At 65.2% G+C, this 16552-nt stretch carries 15 protein-coding genes; 1 reads left to right on the top strand and 14 read right to left on the bottom strand.

Translation table 11 applies throughout. The features are described from left to right. Positions 1 to 2 precede the first annotated feature (2 nt). The gene (locus NLM25_RS15805) at positions 3 to 578 is read right to left on the bottom strand and encodes a cytochrome c oxidase subunit 3 family protein (RefSeq protein ID WP_254137549.1); all 576 of its coding nucleotides are present in this window, start codon (positions 576 to 578) and stop codon (positions 3 to 5) included. Between the two features lie 173 nt (positions 579 to 751). Between NLM25_RS15805 and NLM25_RS15800 the strand changes: the two genes are divergently transcribed. Further along, complete coding sequence (locus tag NLM25_RS15800; protein ID WP_254137548.1) at positions 752 to 907, top strand: hypothetical protein; 156 nt, start codon at positions 752 to 754, stop codon at positions 905 to 907. 27 nt (positions 908 to 934) lie between these two features. On the opposite strand, the gene NLM25_RS15795 is transcribed toward NLM25_RS15800, so the two are convergent. The 13 genes from NLM25_RS15795 to NLM25_RS15735 form a co-directional block, all read right to left on the bottom strand. After that, positions 935 to 2191, bottom strand: coding sequence for a sensor histidine kinase (locus tag NLM25_RS15795; RefSeq protein WP_254137547.1), 1257 nt, complete (start codon positions 2189 to 2191; stop codon positions 935 to 937). A 441-nt stretch (positions 2192 to 2632) separates the two neighbouring features. Continuing rightward, the gene (gene mmsB / locus NLM25_RS15790) at positions 2633 to 3823 is read right to left on the bottom strand and encodes a multiple monosaccharide ABC transporter permease (protein ID WP_254117830.1); all 1191 of its coding nucleotides are present in this window, start codon (positions 3821 to 3823) and stop codon (positions 2633 to 2635) included. Beyond that, entirely contained in the window at positions 3820 to 5397 is a 1578-nt protein-coding gene (gene mmsA, locus NLM25_RS15785) for a multiple monosaccharide ABC transporter ATP-binding protein (RefSeq protein WP_254117829.1), read from the bottom strand. Before mmsA ends, mmsB begins: the two co-directional genes overlap by 4 nt. Positions 5398 to 5573: 176 nt before the next feature. Continuing rightward, the gene (gene chvE, locus NLM25_RS15780) at positions 5574 to 6647 is read right to left on the bottom strand and encodes a multiple monosaccharide ABC transporter substrate-binding protein (protein WP_254117828.1); all 1074 of its coding nucleotides are present in this window, start codon (positions 6645 to 6647) and stop codon (positions 5574 to 5576) included. A 73-nt stretch (positions 6648 to 6720) separates the two neighbouring features. Continuing rightward, entirely contained in the window at positions 6721 to 7602 is an 882-nt protein-coding gene (locus tag NLM25_RS15775) for an SMP-30/gluconolactonase/LRE family protein (RefSeq protein ID WP_254137546.1), read from the bottom strand. Then, positions 7599 to 8678: an aldose epimerase family protein gene (locus NLM25_RS15770; protein WP_254137545.1), complete on the bottom strand. Its 1080-nt coding sequence runs from the start codon at positions 8676 to 8678 to the stop codon at positions 7599 to 7601. Before NLM25_RS15770 ends, NLM25_RS15775 begins: the two co-directional genes overlap by 4 nt. Positions 8679 to 8680: 2 nt before the next feature. Further along, positions 8681 to 9607, bottom strand: coding sequence for a Gfo/Idh/MocA family oxidoreductase (locus tag NLM25_RS15765; RefSeq protein WP_254137544.1), 927 nt, complete (start codon positions 9605 to 9607; stop codon positions 8681 to 8683). Then, positions 9604 to 10380 (bottom strand): FadR/GntR family transcriptional regulator, encoded by a 777-nt coding sequence (locus NLM25_RS15760; RefSeq protein WP_254137543.1) that lies wholly within the window; start codon positions 10378 to 10380, stop codon positions 9604 to 9606. Before NLM25_RS15760 ends, NLM25_RS15765 begins: the two co-directional genes overlap by 4 nt. Then, complete coding sequence (gene yjfF, locus NLM25_RS15755; RefSeq protein ID WP_254137542.1) at positions 10377 to 11357, bottom strand: galactofuranose ABC transporter, permease protein YjfF; 981 nt, start codon at positions 11355 to 11357, stop codon at positions 10377 to 10379. The genes NLM25_RS15760 and yjfF overlap by 4 nt, the downstream gene beginning before the upstream one ends. Continuing rightward, a complete protein-coding gene (locus NLM25_RS15750) occupies positions 11354 to 12346 on the bottom strand; it encodes an ABC transporter permease (RefSeq protein WP_254117822.1) in 993 nt (330 codons plus the stop codon). Before NLM25_RS15750 ends, yjfF begins: the two co-directional genes overlap by 4 nt. Continuing rightward, entirely contained in the window at positions 12343 to 13887 is a 1545-nt protein-coding gene (locus NLM25_RS15745; protein WP_254137541.1) for a sugar ABC transporter ATP-binding protein, read from the bottom strand. The genes NLM25_RS15750 and NLM25_RS15745 overlap by 4 nt, the downstream gene beginning before the upstream one ends. Positions 13888 to 14003: 116 nt before the next feature. Continuing rightward, positions 14004 to 14969 carry a galactofuranose ABC transporter, galactofuranose-binding protein YtfQ gene (ytfQ, locus tag NLM25_RS15740; protein WP_254137540.1) on the bottom strand — a complete coding sequence of 322 codons (966 nt, stop codon included), beginning with the start codon at positions 14967 to 14969 and terminating at the stop codon, positions 14004 to 14006. Between the two features lie 383 nt (positions 14970 to 15352). After that, a complete protein-coding gene (locus NLM25_RS15735) occupies positions 15353 to 16525 on the bottom strand; it encodes a fumarylacetoacetate hydrolase family protein (protein WP_254137539.1) in 1173 nt (390 codons plus the stop codon). Positions 16526 to 16552 lie beyond the last annotated feature (27 nt).

Here is a 16552-nt window from a genome sequence, read left to right as displayed (position 1 = left end):
CGTCACCTTACCAGATAGAGGATCGGGAACATCACGATCCAGACCAGATCGACCATGTGCCAGAACGCACTTCCCGTCTCGACGCCGGACGCCTCGGCGCTGCGGCAGACCACGGCGAAAATCACGATGCCGAGGCAGACGTGCAGGAGATGGAAGCCGGTCAGCAGGAAGTAGAGCGTGAAGAACGGGCTGGTCTCCAGGCCGATCCCGCGACCGATCTCTTCGGCATATTCGGCGAGCTTGATCGCGATGAAGAGGCCGCCGAGCGCCATGGCGGCGAGGAGCCAGCGGCGCGAGGCCTGCGTCTCGCTGGCCCGTGCGGCCCGCGTCGCTCGCGCCGCCGCCCAGCCGCTGGTCACGAGTACGACGGTATTCAGCCCGGCGAGACCCGGATCAAGCGCCGCCTGCCCGGCCGCGAACACTGCGGGGTGGATCGCGCGCGCGACCGTGAAGGCACCGAGAAACAGACCGAAGGCGACGAGCTCGCTGAAGATCAGCACCCAGATCATGGGATCGCCGGGGAGATCTTCCAGAATTCCCCAGCCGGTTTCCTGTTGTTCGCAATCGGCCGTAGACATCGTCTTTCCGGATCAGGACACCGGCCACCTTTAGCTCACCCTTCCAGTTCGGAAATTGTCGCAGAGCAAACTGGGAGATCGCCGGTGCGCCTTGTTTGCGCCGACGCAACGTCCGGCCGGCCGGGTGGCGGTACGAACCGGCTCAGGGTTCCCGGGGAGCAGCGAGCGATGACATGAGCGATGCACAGATCGGCCTGGTGACCGCGACACCCATCATCATCGCGTTCGCCATCGCGCTGAGGCGCATGGGCGTGCTGTCGACGGTGGCAACCGTATCGGCGGTGAGCCTTTCCGTCGCAATCGCGACGGTGCTGTTCACGACACAGTAATCCCGACGCCGCGGATCGGGGGCGCGATCAGCTCTCCACTGATCGCCGACCGGGCGCCGTTCTCGGCAGGACCAGCTGAAACCGCGTGCCCTCACCCAGCTTGCTTTCGAGCCGGAGCTCTCCGCCCAATCGATCGACGACGATGCTGTGCACGATGTGCAGGCCAAGGCCGCTCGCGCCGTCATGCCGCCGTGTGGTGAAGAAGGGATCGAAGGCCCGCCGCTCCACGTCGGGCGCCATGCCGCAACCGTCGTCCGCAAACAGCAGCTCGATATGCCCGTGGCCCGCCGCGCGCAGCGAGACGTCGATCTTCCCTCCTGCGTCGCTGGAGAAAGCATGCGTCATCGCGTTGACGGCGAGATTGGTGAGCACCTGACCGAACGGACCGGGATAGCTGTCCATGGCCAACTTTGGCTCGCAGCTCAGGCCAAGCGCGATGTCGCGCGTGCGCAGCTGCCGCTCGAACTGGGAGAGAACCTGGCCGGTCAGCTCGCCAGCATCGAAGCTGCGCCGGTGTGACTGGGTCTGATCAGCCGCCACCTGCTTGAAGGACTGCACCCGTTCGGCGGCGCGGCCGAGATTGGTGACCAGCTGCGCCGAGGCATCGCCCACCAGCTCCAGAAAGCCCGTCAATGTCGAACGCTTGAGACTTCCTCGCGCGACCTCCGCGGCGAACTGCTCGGCCTTGCGCTGGAGCGTCGAGGCGACCGTCAGGCTGCTGCCGAGCGGGGTGTTGATCTCGTGCGCGACACCGGCGACCATGCGCCCGAGCGCCGCCAGCTTTTCCGCCTCGATCAGAGTGCTCTGGATATCGCGCAAATGACGAAGCGCGGTCTCCGCGTCATCGCGGGCACTGCGGATCTCCCGCTCGGCGCGCTTGCGCTCGGTGATCTCCTCCGCCGCCACGTTGACCGCGACGATTTCGCCGTCCGGCATCCGCAGCGGATGCCAATAGGTGACCCAGGAGCGCTCCTCGACCTGGTCGGCCCGTTGCCCCGCCACCTCGATGCCGATCACGGGCTCGCCGGTCTTCATAATCGAGCGGACGATCTGCTCGACGGACTCCGCCAGAGCCGGCACGCAATCCCTGACCGTATGCCCGAGATGGCCCTCGACGGATATGCCGCAGATTTCGGTCAGGCGCTGGTTGATCAGCAGGTAGCGGCAGTCCGGTGACAGACAGGCGAGCCCGATCGGGGCAGTGTCGTAGATCAGCTGCAATGCCGGCAACGTCGAGACCAGCATCACCTCCGAAGCCGGCGATGACCTCACTGTACGCGTCACGCGAGTTCCCCGTGATCCCCCTGGGCCCACCGCAGAAGACTAGCACGGAATTGAACACCGGTTGATCTAGATCAAGAAGGCTCGACGGCGCCTCTCATTCCCCAGCTTTGGCCTGGATCGCCTTGCTCAAAACAGAACAAAGGCCCCGATCAACAAACCTGCAGCAAAGGAGCAGAGCCCCAGAGTGCAGGCGGAAACGATGCGCACGAGGATGCGAAGCCGCCCCTCAAATTCGTCGTCCGTCATCTCGTGGATATGAGCCGCCACTGGTGCTGCCCTGCCCGTGCCCTGCTCGGCCCCCCGGATCTAGACCCCAAATCATGGTCATCCCGAGGCATCGGACCCGCTGGCGATGCCGAAGCCGTGATCGAAATCGACGAAAATTGTAATCGCATGGCGCGGGCGGCGCCCGAGCCTCACCCCCGCGACGTGATTTTGCGCCTACCGCCGCTGATTATACACGTCGATGCAGACCGCCCCGAGCAGCACCAGGCCCTTGATGACCTGCTGGTAGTCGATGCCGATACCGAGGATGGACATGCCGTTGTTCATCACGCCCATGATCATGGCGCCGACCACGGCGCCGCCGACGCGCCCCACTCCGCCATAGGCCGAGGCGCCGCCGATGAAGCAGGCGGCAATGACGTCGAGCTCGAAGCCGAGCCCTGCTTTCGGCGTCGCGGTGTTGAGGCGCGCAGCGAAGACGAGGCCCGCGAGCGCGGCCAGCACGCCCATGTTGACGAAGGTGAGGAAGGTCAGCCGCTCGGTCTTGATGCCCGACAGTTTTGCTGCTTTCGCATTGCCGCCGACCGCATAGATATGCCGGCCGATCACGGTGCGGCGCGTCACGAAGCCGTAAAGCGCGATCAAGACGCTCATGATCACCAGCACGTTCGGCAGGCCGCGATAGGTCGCGATCAGATAGGTGAAATAGAGCACCGCGCAGGCCAGCACGACGCTCTTGCCGAGGAAGAACGCGTAGGGTTCGACCTCGATACCGTGCGACAGCTCGCGCGTGCGGCTCTTGGCGCTGGCATAGACCAGCCCCAGAGCCAGCACGGCACCGATCAGCATCGAGGTCGGATGCAGCGTACCGGCTTCAGGGAGGAGCTCCGGAATGAAGCCCGATGACAATTTCTGGAAGGTCGGCGGAAACGGGCCGAGCGACTGGCCCTGCAACACCGCGAGCGCAAGCCCCTTGAACACCAACATGCCCGCCAGCGTGACGATGAAGGACGGAATGCCGAAATAGGCGACCCAATAGCCCTGAGCCGCACCGATCGCCGCGCCCAGCAGCAGGCAGGCGATGAAGGCGAGCGTGTAGTCGATCTTGTACGTCACCATCAGCACGGCGGCGACCGCGCCGACGAAGCCCGCGACCGACCCCACCGAAAGGTCGATGTGTCCGGTCACGATCACCAGCAGCATGCCGAGCGCCATGATGACGATGTAGCTGTTCTGTAGCACCAGGTTGGTCAGGTTGAGCGGCTGCAGCAGCGTGCCGCCGGTCATGACCTGGAAGAACAGCATGATCGCGATCAGCGACATCAGCATGCCGTAGTTGCGCAAATTGTTCTTGATGAAGCTGCCGTGCCGGCGCTCCTCGGGCAGCGAAACCGTCTTGTCGGTCATGGCTGCAATCCTCCCATCTCCGCGGCCTCAGGCACGCCGTTTCCATTGCTTCGTTCGTTGCGCATGATGGCGCGCATGATCTTCTCCTGCGTCGCATCAGTGCCGGAAAACTCGCCGACGAAGGCGCCGTCGTTCATGACGCAGATGCGATCGCAGATACCGAGCAGCTCGGGCATCTCCGAGGAAATGACCACGACGCCGCGACCGGCCTCCGCAAGCTCGTTGATGATACAGTAAATCTCGTATTTGGCACCGACGTCGATGCCCCGGGTCGGCTCGTCCAGGATCAGCACCTTGGGGTCGGTCATCAGCCATTTCGACAGCACCACCTTCTGCTGGTTGCCGCCGGAGAGCTGGCCGGTCTCCTGGTAGACGTCGGAGCAGCGGATACGCATCCGGTTGCGGTAATCGCTGGCGACTTTCAGCTCGGCGATGTCGTCGATCACCCGGCCGGGCGCGACCTGGTCGAGGCTTGCGAGCGTAATGTTCTTGCGGACGTCGTCGGCGAGGATCAGTCCGAGCTGCTTGCGGTCCTCGGTGACATAGGCAAGACCGGCGTCGATCGCCGCCGCGACGCTCGGCAGCACGATCTCCCTGCCCTCCAGCCGGATGCGGCCGCTGATATTGGTGCCCCAGGAACGGCCGAACAGGCTCATGGCGAACTCGGTGCGGCCGGCCCCCATCAGGCCGGCAATGCCGACGACCTCGCCGCGTTTCACGCCGAAATCGACGTTCTTGATCACCTGTCGCTCGGGATGAATTGGATGATAGACCGACCAGTTCTCGACGGTGAGGACGGGATCGCCGATCTTCGCGCTGCGCTCCGGGAAACGGTGGGCGAGATCGCGGTTGACCATGCTGCGGATGATGCGGTCTTCCTGGATCGGCTCGGCGCGGCAGTCGATGCCGTCGACGGTGCGGCCGTCGCGCAGCACGGTGATGTGGTCGGCGACGCGGGCGACCTCGTTGAGCTTGTGCGAAATCAGGATCGAGCCGATGCCCTGCTCGCGGAACGCCATCAGCCGCTCGAGCAGCGCGGCACTGTCGGCCTCGTTGAGGCTCGCGGTCGGCTCGTCCAGGATCAGCATCCGCACCCGCTTGGACAGCGCCTTCGCGATCTCGACCAGCTGCTGCTTGCCGACTCCGAGATCGGTGATCAGCGTATCAGGAGATTCCTTCAGGCCGACCTGCGCGAGCAGTTCCCGCGTGCGCCGGTACACCTCGTCGCGGTCGATGACGCCGAGTTTTGACGGCGGATGCGACAGGAAGATGTTTTCCGCGATCGACATCAGCGGAATCAGCGCCAGCTCCTGGTGGATGATGATGATGCCGAGCGCCTCGGAATCGTTGATGTCGCGGAAGCGGCGCTCCTCGCCATCAAAGACAATGGTGCCCTCGTAGCTGCCATGCGGATAGACCCCGCTCAGCACCTTCATCAGCGTCGACTTGCCGGCGCCGTTCTCGCCCACGAGCGCGTGGATCTGCCCGGCGTGGACCGAGAAGTTGACGTCGCGCAGCGCCTGCACACCGGCAAAGCTCTTGCTGACGTCGCGCATCTCCAGCATTGCGGTCATTACGTCGTGTCCTTTGCTTCGCCTCTCCCCGCCTGCGGGGAGAGGCCGAAATGCGCGCATAGCGCGGATTTCGGGTGAGGGGGAGTCTCCGCAAGGGCAGCTCTCACCGTCCCCGTGGAGAGTCCCCCTCACCCCAACCCTCTCCCCGCAAGCGGGAAGAGGGAGAAGAGAGAGTTTTACTGGAACTGCGACTTCTTGTAGTAGCCGCTCTCGACCAGGACCTTCTCCCAATTGTCCTTGTAGACCACGACCGGCTTCAGCAGATAGGACGGCACGGTCTTGGCGCCGTTCTCGTAGGTCTTGGTGTCGTTGACGGTGACCTGCTTGCCGGCGAGTGCCGCGTCGACCATGTCGGCGGTCACCTTGGCGAGATCGCGGGTGTCCTTGAAGATGGTCGAGTACTGATCGCCGCGCAGCATCGCCTTGATCGAGGGTACCTCGGCATCCTGGCCCGAGATCACAGGCATCGGCTGGCCGGCGCTGCCATAGCCGACGCCCTTCAGCGAGGAGATGATGCCGATCGACAGGCCGTCATACGGCGACAACACCGCGTTGACCTTCTTGTTGCCGTAGTAGGCGCTGAGCAGATTGTCCATGCGGGCCTGGGCGGTGGCGCCGTCCCAACGCAGGGTCGCGACCTTGTCCATGCCCATCTGGCCGGAGACGACGACGAGCTTGCCGCTGTCGATATACGGCTTCAGCACGCTCATCGCGCCGTTGTAGAAGAAGTAGGCGTTGTTGTCGTCGGGCGAGCCGCCGAACAGCTCGATGTTGAACGGACCCTTGCCTTCCTTGAGGCCAAGCCCCTGTTCGATCGACTGCGCCTGGAGCACACCGACCTGGAAGTTGTCGAAGGTCGCGTAATAGTCGACGTTCGGCGTGCCGCGGATCAGGCGATCATAGGCGATGATGGTGATGCCCTTGGCCTTGGCCTGCTTGAGCACGTCGGACAGCGTGGTGCCGTCGATCGCGGCGATCACCAGCGCTTTCGCACCCTTGGTCACCATGTTCTCGACCTGCGAGAGCTGGTTCGGGATGTCGTCCTCGGCATATTGCAGGTCGGTGTTGTAGCCGCGTTCCTTCAGCACCTTGACCATGTTGTTGCCGTCGTCGATCCAGCGCGCCGACGATTTGGTCGGCATGGCAATGCCGACCGTCGCCTTGTCCTGCGCGGAGGCGGTGAGCCCGGAGGCCATCGTCGCAGCGCCGGCCAGCGCCAGCGCGAGGAATGTCGTCTTCAGTTTCAGCATGTTTCACTCCCTTGGGTGTCAGACTGTTTCTTCGTTTCGTCGAGAACGTTGGTCGTGTGCGGCTTCGAGCCTCCTATGCGAGCTTGACGTCAGGCTCCGCGCGGCCACGCGCAGATGCCTGCAACAGGAAAGTGCAACCGGCTTGCGGATCGGCGACACGCGCCGCCGCGTCCATGTCCTGCCAGGCCGAAGTGACGAGGAGGCGCGACAGGTCAGGGCCGACGAAGGCCGGGCAGCTGGACTGTTTCGCCGGCACGCGCAGCGAGCGCAGACGCTCGCCTTGCGGAGAATAGACATCGATGCGGCCCGCACCCCAGCAGGCGTTCCAGATCCGCCCGTCGGCGTCGCACACAGAGCCGTCGAGGCCGCCGATGCCGGTGTGCCGCAGCAGCACCTCGGGTTCGCCTCGCGGCAGGCCGGTCGCGGGATTGAGCGGTACCGAATAGAGCACCGCGCCCGCGGTGTCGGTGAAATAGCCGGTGGCTCCATCAGGCGAGAAGCAGATCGAGTTCGGAATGCTGATGCCCGGAAACAACGTGGAGATCTTGCCGCGATGGAACGCATAGATCGCGCCCGCCCCCCGCTCGGCCTTGCGGCCCATGGTGCCGATCCAGAACGTGCCTGACTGGTGCACGCGGGCGTCGTTGGAGCGGGTGCCGGGATTGTCGGCTTCAAGCGGACAGAGCAGCGTCATCGCGCCGTCGGCGAGCTTGCGGATGTAGAGGCCGTCTTCGGCGACGATCAACTGGCGTTCGGCATCGATGCGCCCGAGACCGCTGGCCATCCGGCCGAGCGCGTGGACGCGAATGCTGCCGCTGCCAAGATGCGCCTCGAAGAGCCGCCCCTCGCGGATGTCGAACCACCAGGCCGTGTCGGTGGTCACGTCATAGGTCGGCCCCTCGCCGAGATGGCAGGGATCATCCGAGAGAACGGAGGTCGGCACCTCTTCGATCATGACGACCTCACCGCGAAGCGATAGACGGTGTGATGGCGATAGACTTCGCCGGGATCGAGGCGCGGACTCGGGAAGTCCGGCCGGTTCGGCGAATTCGGCCACATGTGCGGCTCGAGACACATGGCATCCGACTGCCGGATCAGTTTACCGCCCTTGCCCGCGATCGTGCCGTCGAGATAGTTGCCGGAATAGACCTGAAGGCCGGGCTGATCGGTGAACAGCTCCATGACACGCCCAGAGCGCGGCGCTTCGAGCCGCGCCGTGAGCGCAAGCTTGCCGTCCAGGCCGAGGCAGTAGGTGTGGTCGTAGCCCTTGCCGTTACGCAATTGCTGATCGTTCTGCCGGATACGCGCACCGACCGCCTGGGCATCGCGGAAATCGAACGGCGTGCCGGCCACCCCGCGCGGCGGCTCCGGCAGCGGGATTGCGGTCGGGTCGATGGCAAGAAAATGGTCGGCCGCGACCGTCAGTTCATGATCCAGAATCGATGTGCCTGACGTCGCACCTTCCAGATTGAAAAAGCTGTGGTTGGTCAGGTTGACGATGGTCGGCCGGTCAGTTCGGGCCTCCATGATCAGCGACAGCTCGGCCGGGCCGGTGACGCGATAGGTCAGCCGCACGTCGAGCCGGCCCGGATAATTTTCTTCGCCATGCGGACTCGAATAGGTGAGCGTGACGCCCGGCTCCGCACCGTCGTCAATGCCGGCGATCTCCCAGAGCTTGCGATCGAAGCCGTCGAGGCCGCCATGCAGCGCATTCGGGCCGTTGTTGACGGGAAGCTGCACCGCCTCGCCGTCGAGCGAGAACTGTCCGTTCGCGATGCGATTGGCATAGCGGCCGACAGTGGCCCCAAAGAATTTTCGTTCGGCGAGATAACCGGCGAACACGTCATGGCCGAGCACGACGTCGTCGTAACCGCCCCTGGCGTCCGGCGCGATCAGCGCCTGGATCACCGCGCCATGGGTGATGATGCGAGCTTCGAATCCGCCCTCCCCGCGCAACACGACACGCTCGACGTTGCGGCCGTCCGGCAGCGTTCCGAAGACGTCTTTTTCTATCGTTTTTGAGCCAGCCATGTCTAATCCACAAACGGTTCGACGATCGTGCGCTTGCCGAGCAGGAAAGCATCGGCAACGAGACGCAGCGGCGCCAGGTCGACATCGCTTGCGCCGGTCGCGGTGAGCTCGACGAAGCGCCTGTACAGCTCGCGATATTCCTGATCGGGCGCGTCGGCAACGGCCTTGCCGTCGATCTCCATGCGACGGCCGCCGCCGGACAGCGTCAACTGGCCCTGGTCGGTTGCGACGAGGATATCCCAACTCTGCGGTCCGGTCTGGCGGAAATCGAACTCGGCGGTCACAGGCAAGCCGCCAATGTCGGTCAGCGTCAGGTTCGCGGCGATCGGCGCCTGACAATTGGCTGGAAAGGCCAGCTCGGCCGCGGTGACGAACACCGGCCTGGGCAGAATACGGGTCAGGATCGAGAGCGCGTTGATGCCGGGATCGAAGACGCCGAGCCCGCCCGGCTCCCAGATCCAGCCCTGCCCGGGATGCCAGACACGAACGTCTTCCTTCCAGTTGATGTGCACGGAGGTGATCCGCCGCGTGAGAAGCCACTCGCGCGCCGGCTCGACCGCGGGCGCATAGCGCGAATGCCAGGTCGCAAACAGCGTCCGCTTGGCCTCCGTCGCCATTGCGATCAGCGGATCGAGCTCGGCAACGCCGGTGCCGGGCGGCTTCTCCAGCATCACATGCTTGCCGGCAGCGAGCGCCGCGGCGGCCTGGGCACGCCGTACCTGCGGTGGCGTGCAAAGGGAAACCGCATCAATGTGCGGCCCCTTCTCCAGCAATTCTTCGATGGTCGCAAAATGCGGCAGTCCCGGCAGCGATGCGTTGCGGCTCGCGACGGCCGCGAGCGTCGCGCCCGGAACCGCCGCAATCGCGCCGACATGCTGGTCGCGCGCGATCTTGCCGAAGCCAACGATGGCAATGCGAAGTTCGGTCACGCTTGTTCTCCAGTATCCGCGGACGGCAACGCCTCGGCGGGCGCGGTTTCGATCACCGTGCCCTCGTGGCGGCGCATGCCGTTGTGAATGACATAAACCATCGCCTCCGACGCGCCCTCGGCGTCGCCGGCGGCGATGGTATCGACGATCTTCTGGTGCCAGAGCAGCACGGTGTCGCGGTCCTCCGGCTCGACCGGTGCGCTGAGCAGGAAGGAGGCGCGCAGGGCGGCCTCGATCACGTGGCCGATCGAGCGCATGAACAGATTGCCGGAGGCGCGCGCCACTGCAACATGGAGCGCGAGGTCGGCGTCGGCAAAGCCGACGGAATCGGAAGCCTCGAGCCGCATGCGGTCCATGCAGCGACGGAGTTCGGCGAGGTCGTCCTCGGAACGGTGCATCGCCGCCAGCATGGCGGCGCGCGGCTCGACCGCGAGGCGAATCTCGGCAAGATCGTTGAGGAAGCGCTTGTCGATGCCGGCGTCCAGATGCCAGGCGAGCACGTCGGCATCGAACATGTTCCAGGCGGCACGCTCGCGCACGACCGTGCCGACCCGCGCCTTGGTGGTGAGCAGGCCCTTCGCGACCAGGGTCTTCACGCTCTCGCGCAGCACCGGCCGCGACACGCCGAACATGGCGATCATTTCGGCATCGCCCGGAAGCCGCGTTCCCTCGGCATAGCGGCCCGCGATGATGTCGACGCCGATCGAGCGCGCCACCTCCGCGTGGTTGGAATGCGCCCGCCGTGTCGGGATGACGACAATGCGCGAGGTCATGTGGTTGCTCCCGCGCGCTTCGCCACCGGCCGCCGCGCGAGCGCGACCAACCCCTGCTGCAAGGCGATGAAGGCGAACAGCAGGACGCCGGTCGCGATCTTGGTCCACCAGCTCGAGAGCGTCCCGTCGAAATTGATGTAGGTCTGGATCAAGCCCTGGATCAGCACACCGAGGAAGGTGCCGATCACCGAGCCCTGCCCGCCCGTGAGCAACGTGCCGCCGATCACGACGGCCGCGATGGAGTCGAGCTCGACGCCGACCGCGGAGAGCGAATAGCCGGCGCTGGTATAGAATGAGAAGACGATGCCTGCGATGCCCGCGAGCAGGCTCGACAGCATGTAGATCTTCACCGTCATCTTGCCGACGGCAACGCCCATCAGGCTCGCGGTCGCCCGGCTGCCGCCGAGCGCGTAGACATTGGCGCCGAACCGGGTGAGCTGCAGAAGCAGCGCGCTGCCGATCACGATCACGAGCATGATGATCGCGATCGCCGTCAATCGCCCGCCGCCGGGCATCCGCAGCGCGAAATCCGACACGGTGGAGTAAACGGGCGCGGTGATCGGCACCGATTCCGTCGAGAGCAGGAAGCTCGCGCCACGGGCCAGGAACATGCCGGCGAGCGTCACGATGAACGGCGGCAAATCGAAGACATGGATGACGGCGCCCATCGCCGCGCCAAAGGCCGCCGAGAGTGCGAGGATGGCGACGAAGGCGGCCAGCGGCGGCACGCCCCAGCGTTCGATCGCGAGCGCGACGAACACGGTGGTGAAGCCGATCACCGAGCCGACCGAGAGGTCGATGCCGCCGGAGATGATGACGAAGGTCATGCCGGTGGCGACGATGCCCAGGAAGGCGTTGTCGGTGAGGAGATTGCCGACCACGCGGGTCGAGGCGATGTTGGGGAATTGCACCGCGCAGAGCGCAAAGCCGGCAACGAGCACGATCGCGGTGATGAGGACGGGCGGCAGGCCTTTCATGCCTTGGCCCTCCGCAGCCGCGCGGCGATCCCGGCAATCCCCGAAAATTTCGGCGATTGCAGCAGCAGCACCGCCATCACCACCACCGCTTTGACCAGCAAATTGAACTCCGGTGGATAGCCCGACAGCAGAATGCCGGTGTTCATGGTCTGGATGATCAACGCACCGAGCACGGCCAGCACGAGGCTGAAGCGGCCACCGAACAGCGAGGTGCCGCCGATCACGACCGCGAGGATGGCGTCGAGCTCGAGCCAGAGGCCGGCATTGTTGGCATCGGCGCCCATGATGTCGGCCGCCGCGATCACGCCCGCGAGCGCGGCACAGATGCCGCACCAGACATAGACCGCCAGGATCATGGCGCGCGTGCCGACGCCGGCAAGCTCGCTCGCACGCGCATTGCCGCCGGTTGCCTCGATCAGCAGTCCGAGCGCCGACCCGCGCACCACCGCGCCGGTGAGGATCAGCATGCCCAAGGCAATCGCGACCGGCATCGGCAGGCCGAGCACCGCGCCATTGCCAAGCCAGACCAGATCCGGCGAGGAGAAGGTCACGATGCGCCCCTCGGTAATGAGCTGCGCGATGCCGCGCCCGGCCACCATCAGGATCAGCGTCGCCACGATCGGCTGCATGCCGAGCACCGCGACGAGAAATCCGTTCCACAATCCGCAGACAAGTCCGGCGCCAAGCGCGGCCGCAAGGACCACGGCCAGACTGTGAGTGTCGGCGAGGCTTGCCGCGATCGCGCCCGAGATTGCCATCACCGCACCGACCGACAGATCGATGCCGCGCGTCGCGATCACCAGCACCATGCCGAGCGAGAGCAGCGCCACCGGCGTGCCGCGGTTGAGCACGTCGATCAGGCTGCCGAACAGCCGGCCATCCTGGAGGCGCAGATCGAAGAATTGCGGCGATACGATGCGATCGACCGCCAGGATGACGATCAACGCGAGGATCTGGGCAAGGCCGCGGCGCGGCAACAGCGCTGTCATGCCCGGCCCTCATGCGCGACACCGGCGCCATCGGCGGCGATGGCCGCGAGAATGTTGCCGACGTCGATCGCCTCGCCCGCGAGCTCCTCGACATGGGCGCGGTCGCGCAGCACCACCACGCGGTCGGAATAGGTCACGATCTCGTCCAGCTCGGAGGAGATCACCAGCAGCGCCAGCCCGTCATCACAGAGCTCGCGGATCAGGCGGATGATCTCGGCATGCGCGCCGACGTCGATGCCGCGGGTCGGCTCGTCCAGCACCAGGAGACGCGGCGAGGTCGCGAGCCAGCGCGCCAGCAGCACTTTTTGCTGATTGCCGCCTGACAGCAGGCCCACCGGGCGCTCCGGATCGGGCGGGCGGATGTCGAGCATCTTGACGTAGCGGCCTGCGATCTCGTCCTGCTCACGGCGCGACAGCGGCCGGTGCAGGCCGCGCTTGGCCTGGAGCGCGAGCACGATGTTCTCGCGCACGGTGAGCTCGGCGACGATGCCGTCGGTCTTGCGTTCCTCCGGGCAATAGCCAAAACCGTGACGCACGCCCTCGCGCGGCGAATGGAGCCGCACGGGCGCCCCCTCCACCCTCGCCTGCCCGCCATCGGCACGCTCGGCGCCGAACACCAGCCGCGCCGTCTCGGTCCGGCCCGAACCGAGCAGGCCGGCGAGCCCCACGACCTCGCCATGGCGCAGCTCGAGATTGAACGGCGCGACATAGCCGGCCTTGCCGTAGTTCTCGAAACTCGCGCAGACCTGGCGCGACTGATGCTCTCCCGCCGACGCCCGGGTGCTGGTGGTCTCCGCCAGCTCGCGGCCGAGCATCATCCGGATCAGCTCGAGCCGTGGCAGCGAAGCGGTCTCGCGCTCGCCGACCAGGCGGCCGTTGCGCAACACCGTGATGCGGTCGGAGATCTCGTAGACCTGGTCGAGGAAGTGGCTGACGAAGACGATGCCGATGCCGCGCTTGGCGAGCTGACGCATGATGCCAAAGAGGATCTCGACCTCGTGACGGTCGAGGCTCGCTGTGGGCTCGTCCAGGATCAGCACGCGCGCGGAGAGATCGACGGCGCGCGCGATCGCCGTGACGTGTTGCACGGCGACGGAATAGCCGCCGAGCGGCGCGGCGACGTCGATATCGAGGCCGAAATCGGTGAGCAGCGCTTTCGCGCGGCGTCGCATCTCGCCCTCACGCACGATGCCGAAGCGCATCGGCTGCCGGTCGAGGAACAGGTTCTGCGCCACCGAGAGGTTCGGCAGCAGATTGACCTCCTGGTAGACGGTAGCGATGCCGGCCCGAAGCGCGGCCTTGGCCGAGCGCGGCGCGACATCTTCACCGCCCAGCCTGACGATACCGGCATCGCGTGGGAATACGCCGGTGATCACTTTGATCATCGTTGACTTGCCGGCGCCGTTCTCGCCGAGCAGCGCATGGATCTCGCCGGCACGCAGCGTGAAGTCGACCTCCTGCAACGCACGCACAGCACCGAAGCTTTTGCTGATCCCGCGCACCTCCAGCAGCGAAGGAGCAGGATCCGGGCCGTTCTCCATGGCGACGTCACTCCCACCGGCACCCGCTGACGATGCGGACACCCAGCCTATTCGTTTGCGCAGCAATTTCGAAGGGGGCGCCGGATCACTGGAAGCGATCCGGCGCGGTGCCTGCCTCAGTAGCCGAGGCCCTTCTTGCTGTCGTAGATCTTCTGCGGATCGTCGGCGGCCGTATAGAGCTTGGACTCGGTCTGGATCCACTTCGGCGGAACCGTGCCCTTCGCCTTGAAGGCCGCGATGGCATCGAGCGCGGGGCCCGCCATGTTCGGCGTCAACTCGACCGTGGCGTTGGCTTCGCCGGCGGCCATGGCCTTGAAGATGTCGGGGACCGCGTCGATCGAGACGGTGAGGATGTCTTTGCCCGGCTTGAGGCCGGCTTCCTTCATCGCCTGGATGGCGCCGACCATCATGTCGTCGTTGTGCGCGTAGACGGCGCAGATCGATTTGCCGCCGCCTTCGGCCTTGATGAAGCTCTCCATCACTTCCTTGCCCTTGGCACGGGTGAAGTCACCGGTCTGGCTGCGCACCACCTTCAGGTTCGCATGCTTGGCAATCGCGGTGTCAAAGCCCTTCTTGCGGTTGGCGGCGACGCTGGCGCCGACCGTGCCCTGCAGCTCGACGATGTTGCAGGCCTTAGCCCCGACGGTCTTGGCCAGCCAGTCGCCGGCGACCTCGCCTTCATGCACGCTGTCGGAGGTCACGGCGGTGAGATAGAGCTCCTTGCCGGAGGGGTCGATGTCGCGGTCGAGCAGCACGACCGGGATCTTGGCCTCCTTGGCTTCCTTCAACACCGAGTCCCAACCGGTCGAGACCACCGGCGCAAGGAAGATCGCATCGACGTTCTGCGCGATGAAGGAGCGGATCGCCTTGATCTGGTTCTCCTGCTTCTGCTGGGCGTCGGCGATCTTGAGATTGACCTTGCGCTTGGTGGCCTCCTGCTTGGAGACCGACGTCTCGGCCGCGCGCCAGCCGGATTCCGATCCGATCTGCGAGAAGCCGATGGTGAGCTCGGCGGCGCTGGCCGGCAGCGCGAGCAACAACGCGGCCGTAGCACTGGCCGCAAAGAGGGCTTTGAGGGTCATCAGGCGTGTCTCCCAAGAAGTCATCTTGTGTTATCTCGGGCGCCAATTGGTAGTATGGCACCCGCAGGCCGACTTTTGAGGCGGCGAGACGGACTATTTCACGGAAGATGAGTTCCTACTAGTCATATTATTTGACTATTTGGAGAATTGACGCGGATGTGCGGGCGGGCTGCGCAGACGACACGCCAAGCGGGATTTTGTTCCGGATATACAACGCGGGGATGATGGAATTACGGCCCGGCGAGAGCTGCGCCGTCATGGCCGGGCCTCGTCCCGGCCATCCACGCCTCACCCCGCGGACGCAAGAACGTGGATGCCCGGGACAAGCCCGGGCATGACGACCTCCTGCAAGTTCGCTTACGCGAGTCGAAAACGAACCGACGCTAGATCAGCTTGCGCTGCGCCAGGTTCTTCATCAGCGCGCCGATGCCGAAGGTCCAGGGCTCGCATTCGTCGCTGGTACGCATGCGGTTGACCAGCTTGCCGAGCTGGGGCGCCGCGATCGTGACGATGTCGTCGCGCTTGTGCGTGAACCCCTGCCCCGGCGCATCGCGATCCTTGACCGGCGCGAACATCGTACCGAGGAACAGCACGAAGCCATCCGGATATTGATGCACCTTGCCGATCGTCTGCGCGACGAGATCAGTGGGATCGCGGCTGATCATGCTGATCGAGGAATGGCCGTCGAGGACGAAACCGTCCGCACCTTTCACGTTCAGGCTGATATCGAGCTTGCGCGCATCGTCGAGCGTGAAGCTGTCGTCGAACAGGCGCAGCAAGGGGCCGATCGAGCAGGACGCGTTGTTGTCCTTGGCCTTCGACAGCAGCAGCGCCGAGCGCCCCTCGAAGTCGCGAAGATTCACGTCGTTACCGAGCGCGCCGCCCACGATCTTGCCGCGGCTCGACACGAACAGCACCAGCTCGGGCTCGGGGTTGTTCCAGGTCGATTTCGGATGCAGCCCGGCATCCATCCCGGTGCCGACCGAGGACAAGGTCGGCGCCTTGGTGAAGACCTCGGCATCGGGGCCGATGCCGACCTCGAGATACTGGCTCCAGGCGTTCTGATCGATCAGCACCTGCTTCAGGTGCATCGCTTGGTCCGAGCCCGGCTTGAGTTTTGACAGATCGTCGCCGATCAGCCGCGTCACTTCCTTGCGGATCGCTTCGGCCGAGGCCGGGTTGCCCTTGGCCCGCTCCTCGATGACGCGTTCCAGCATGGAGATGGCGAAGGTGACGCCGGCGGCCTTCAGGGTCTGGAGATCGACGGGCGCGAGCAGCCACGGCTTTTTCGGATCGCGCCGGTCCGGCGCCGTGTTGGCGACGATGGCTTCGAGATCGCCGATGCGCTCGCCCTTGGTCGCGGCAAGTGCCTTGGCCGGATTGTCTTCCTCGCAGAGCGCACTGACGGTCTGGAATTTGGCGGTGACATCGAAGACACCGTCGGCGCGTACGGCGACCACGGCCGGACCGTTCACCTGCGGCAGCCAGACGCGGCCAACCAGCGTCCCCTTCGTTCCATCCTCGGGGAGAAGGTCTTTAACGGACAGTGTCGTCATGGCCGGCGTCCTCGCTGTTTCTCGGAT

Source organism: Bradyrhizobium sp. CCGB01, from assembly GCF_024199795.1.
In the GTDB taxonomy this organism is placed as follows: domain Bacteria; phylum Pseudomonadota; class Alphaproteobacteria; order Rhizobiales; family Xanthobacteraceae; genus Bradyrhizobium.
Note: the sequence above shows the minus strand (reverse complement) of the source record. Positions and strands in the feature narration are given on the sequence as shown.

Bases quoted from the DNA above. Each gene is read 5' to 3' on its own strand.
- NLM25_RS15805 (WP_254137549.1), bottom strand. From the start codon at position 578: ATGTCTACGGCCGATTGCGAACAACAGGAAACCGGCTGGGGAATTCTG.
- NLM25_RS15800 (WP_254137548.1), top strand. From the start codon at position 752: ATGAGCGATGCACAGATCGGCCTGGTGACCGCGACACCCATCATCATC.
- mmsB (WP_254117830.1), bottom strand. From the start codon at position 3,823: ATGACCGACAAGACGGTTTCGCTGCCCGAGGAGCGCCGGCACGGCAGC.
- mmsA (WP_254117829.1), bottom strand. From the start codon at position 5,397: ATGACCGCAATGCTGGAGATGCGCGACGTCAGCAAGAGCTTTGCCGGT.
- chvE (WP_254117828.1), bottom strand. From the start codon at position 6,647: ATGCTGAAACTGAAGACGACATTCCTCGCGCTGGCGCTGGCCGGCGCT.
- NLM25_RS15775 (WP_254137546.1), bottom strand. From the start codon at position 7,602: ATGATCGAAGAGGTGCCGACCTCCGTTCTCTCGGATGATCCCTGCCAT.
- NLM25_RS15770 (WP_254137545.1), bottom strand. From the start codon at position 8,678: ATGGCTGGCTCAAAAACGATAGAAAAAGACGTCTTCGGAACGCTGCCG.
- NLM25_RS15760 (WP_254137543.1), bottom strand. From the start codon at position 10,380: ATGACCTCGCGCATTGTCGTCATCCCGACACGGCGGGCGCATTCCAAC.
- yjfF (WP_254137542.1), bottom strand. From the start codon at position 11,357: ATGAAAGGCCTGCCGCCCGTCCTCATCACCGCGATCGTGCTCGTTGCC.
- NLM25_RS15750 (WP_254117822.1), bottom strand. From the start codon at position 12,346: ATGACAGCGCTGTTGCCGCGCCGCGGCCTTGCCCAGATCCTCGCGTTG.
- NLM25_RS15745 (WP_254137541.1), bottom strand. From the start codon at position 13,887: ATGGAGAACGGCCCGGATCCTGCTCCTTCGCTGCTGGAGGTGCGCGGG.
- ytfQ (WP_254137540.1), bottom strand. From the start codon at position 14,969: ATGACCCTCAAAGCCCTCTTTGCGGCCAGTGCTACGGCCGCGTTGTTG.
- NLM25_RS15735 (WP_254137539.1), bottom strand. From the start codon at position 16,525: ATGACGACACTGTCCGTTAAAGACCTTCTCCCCGAGGATGGAACGAAG.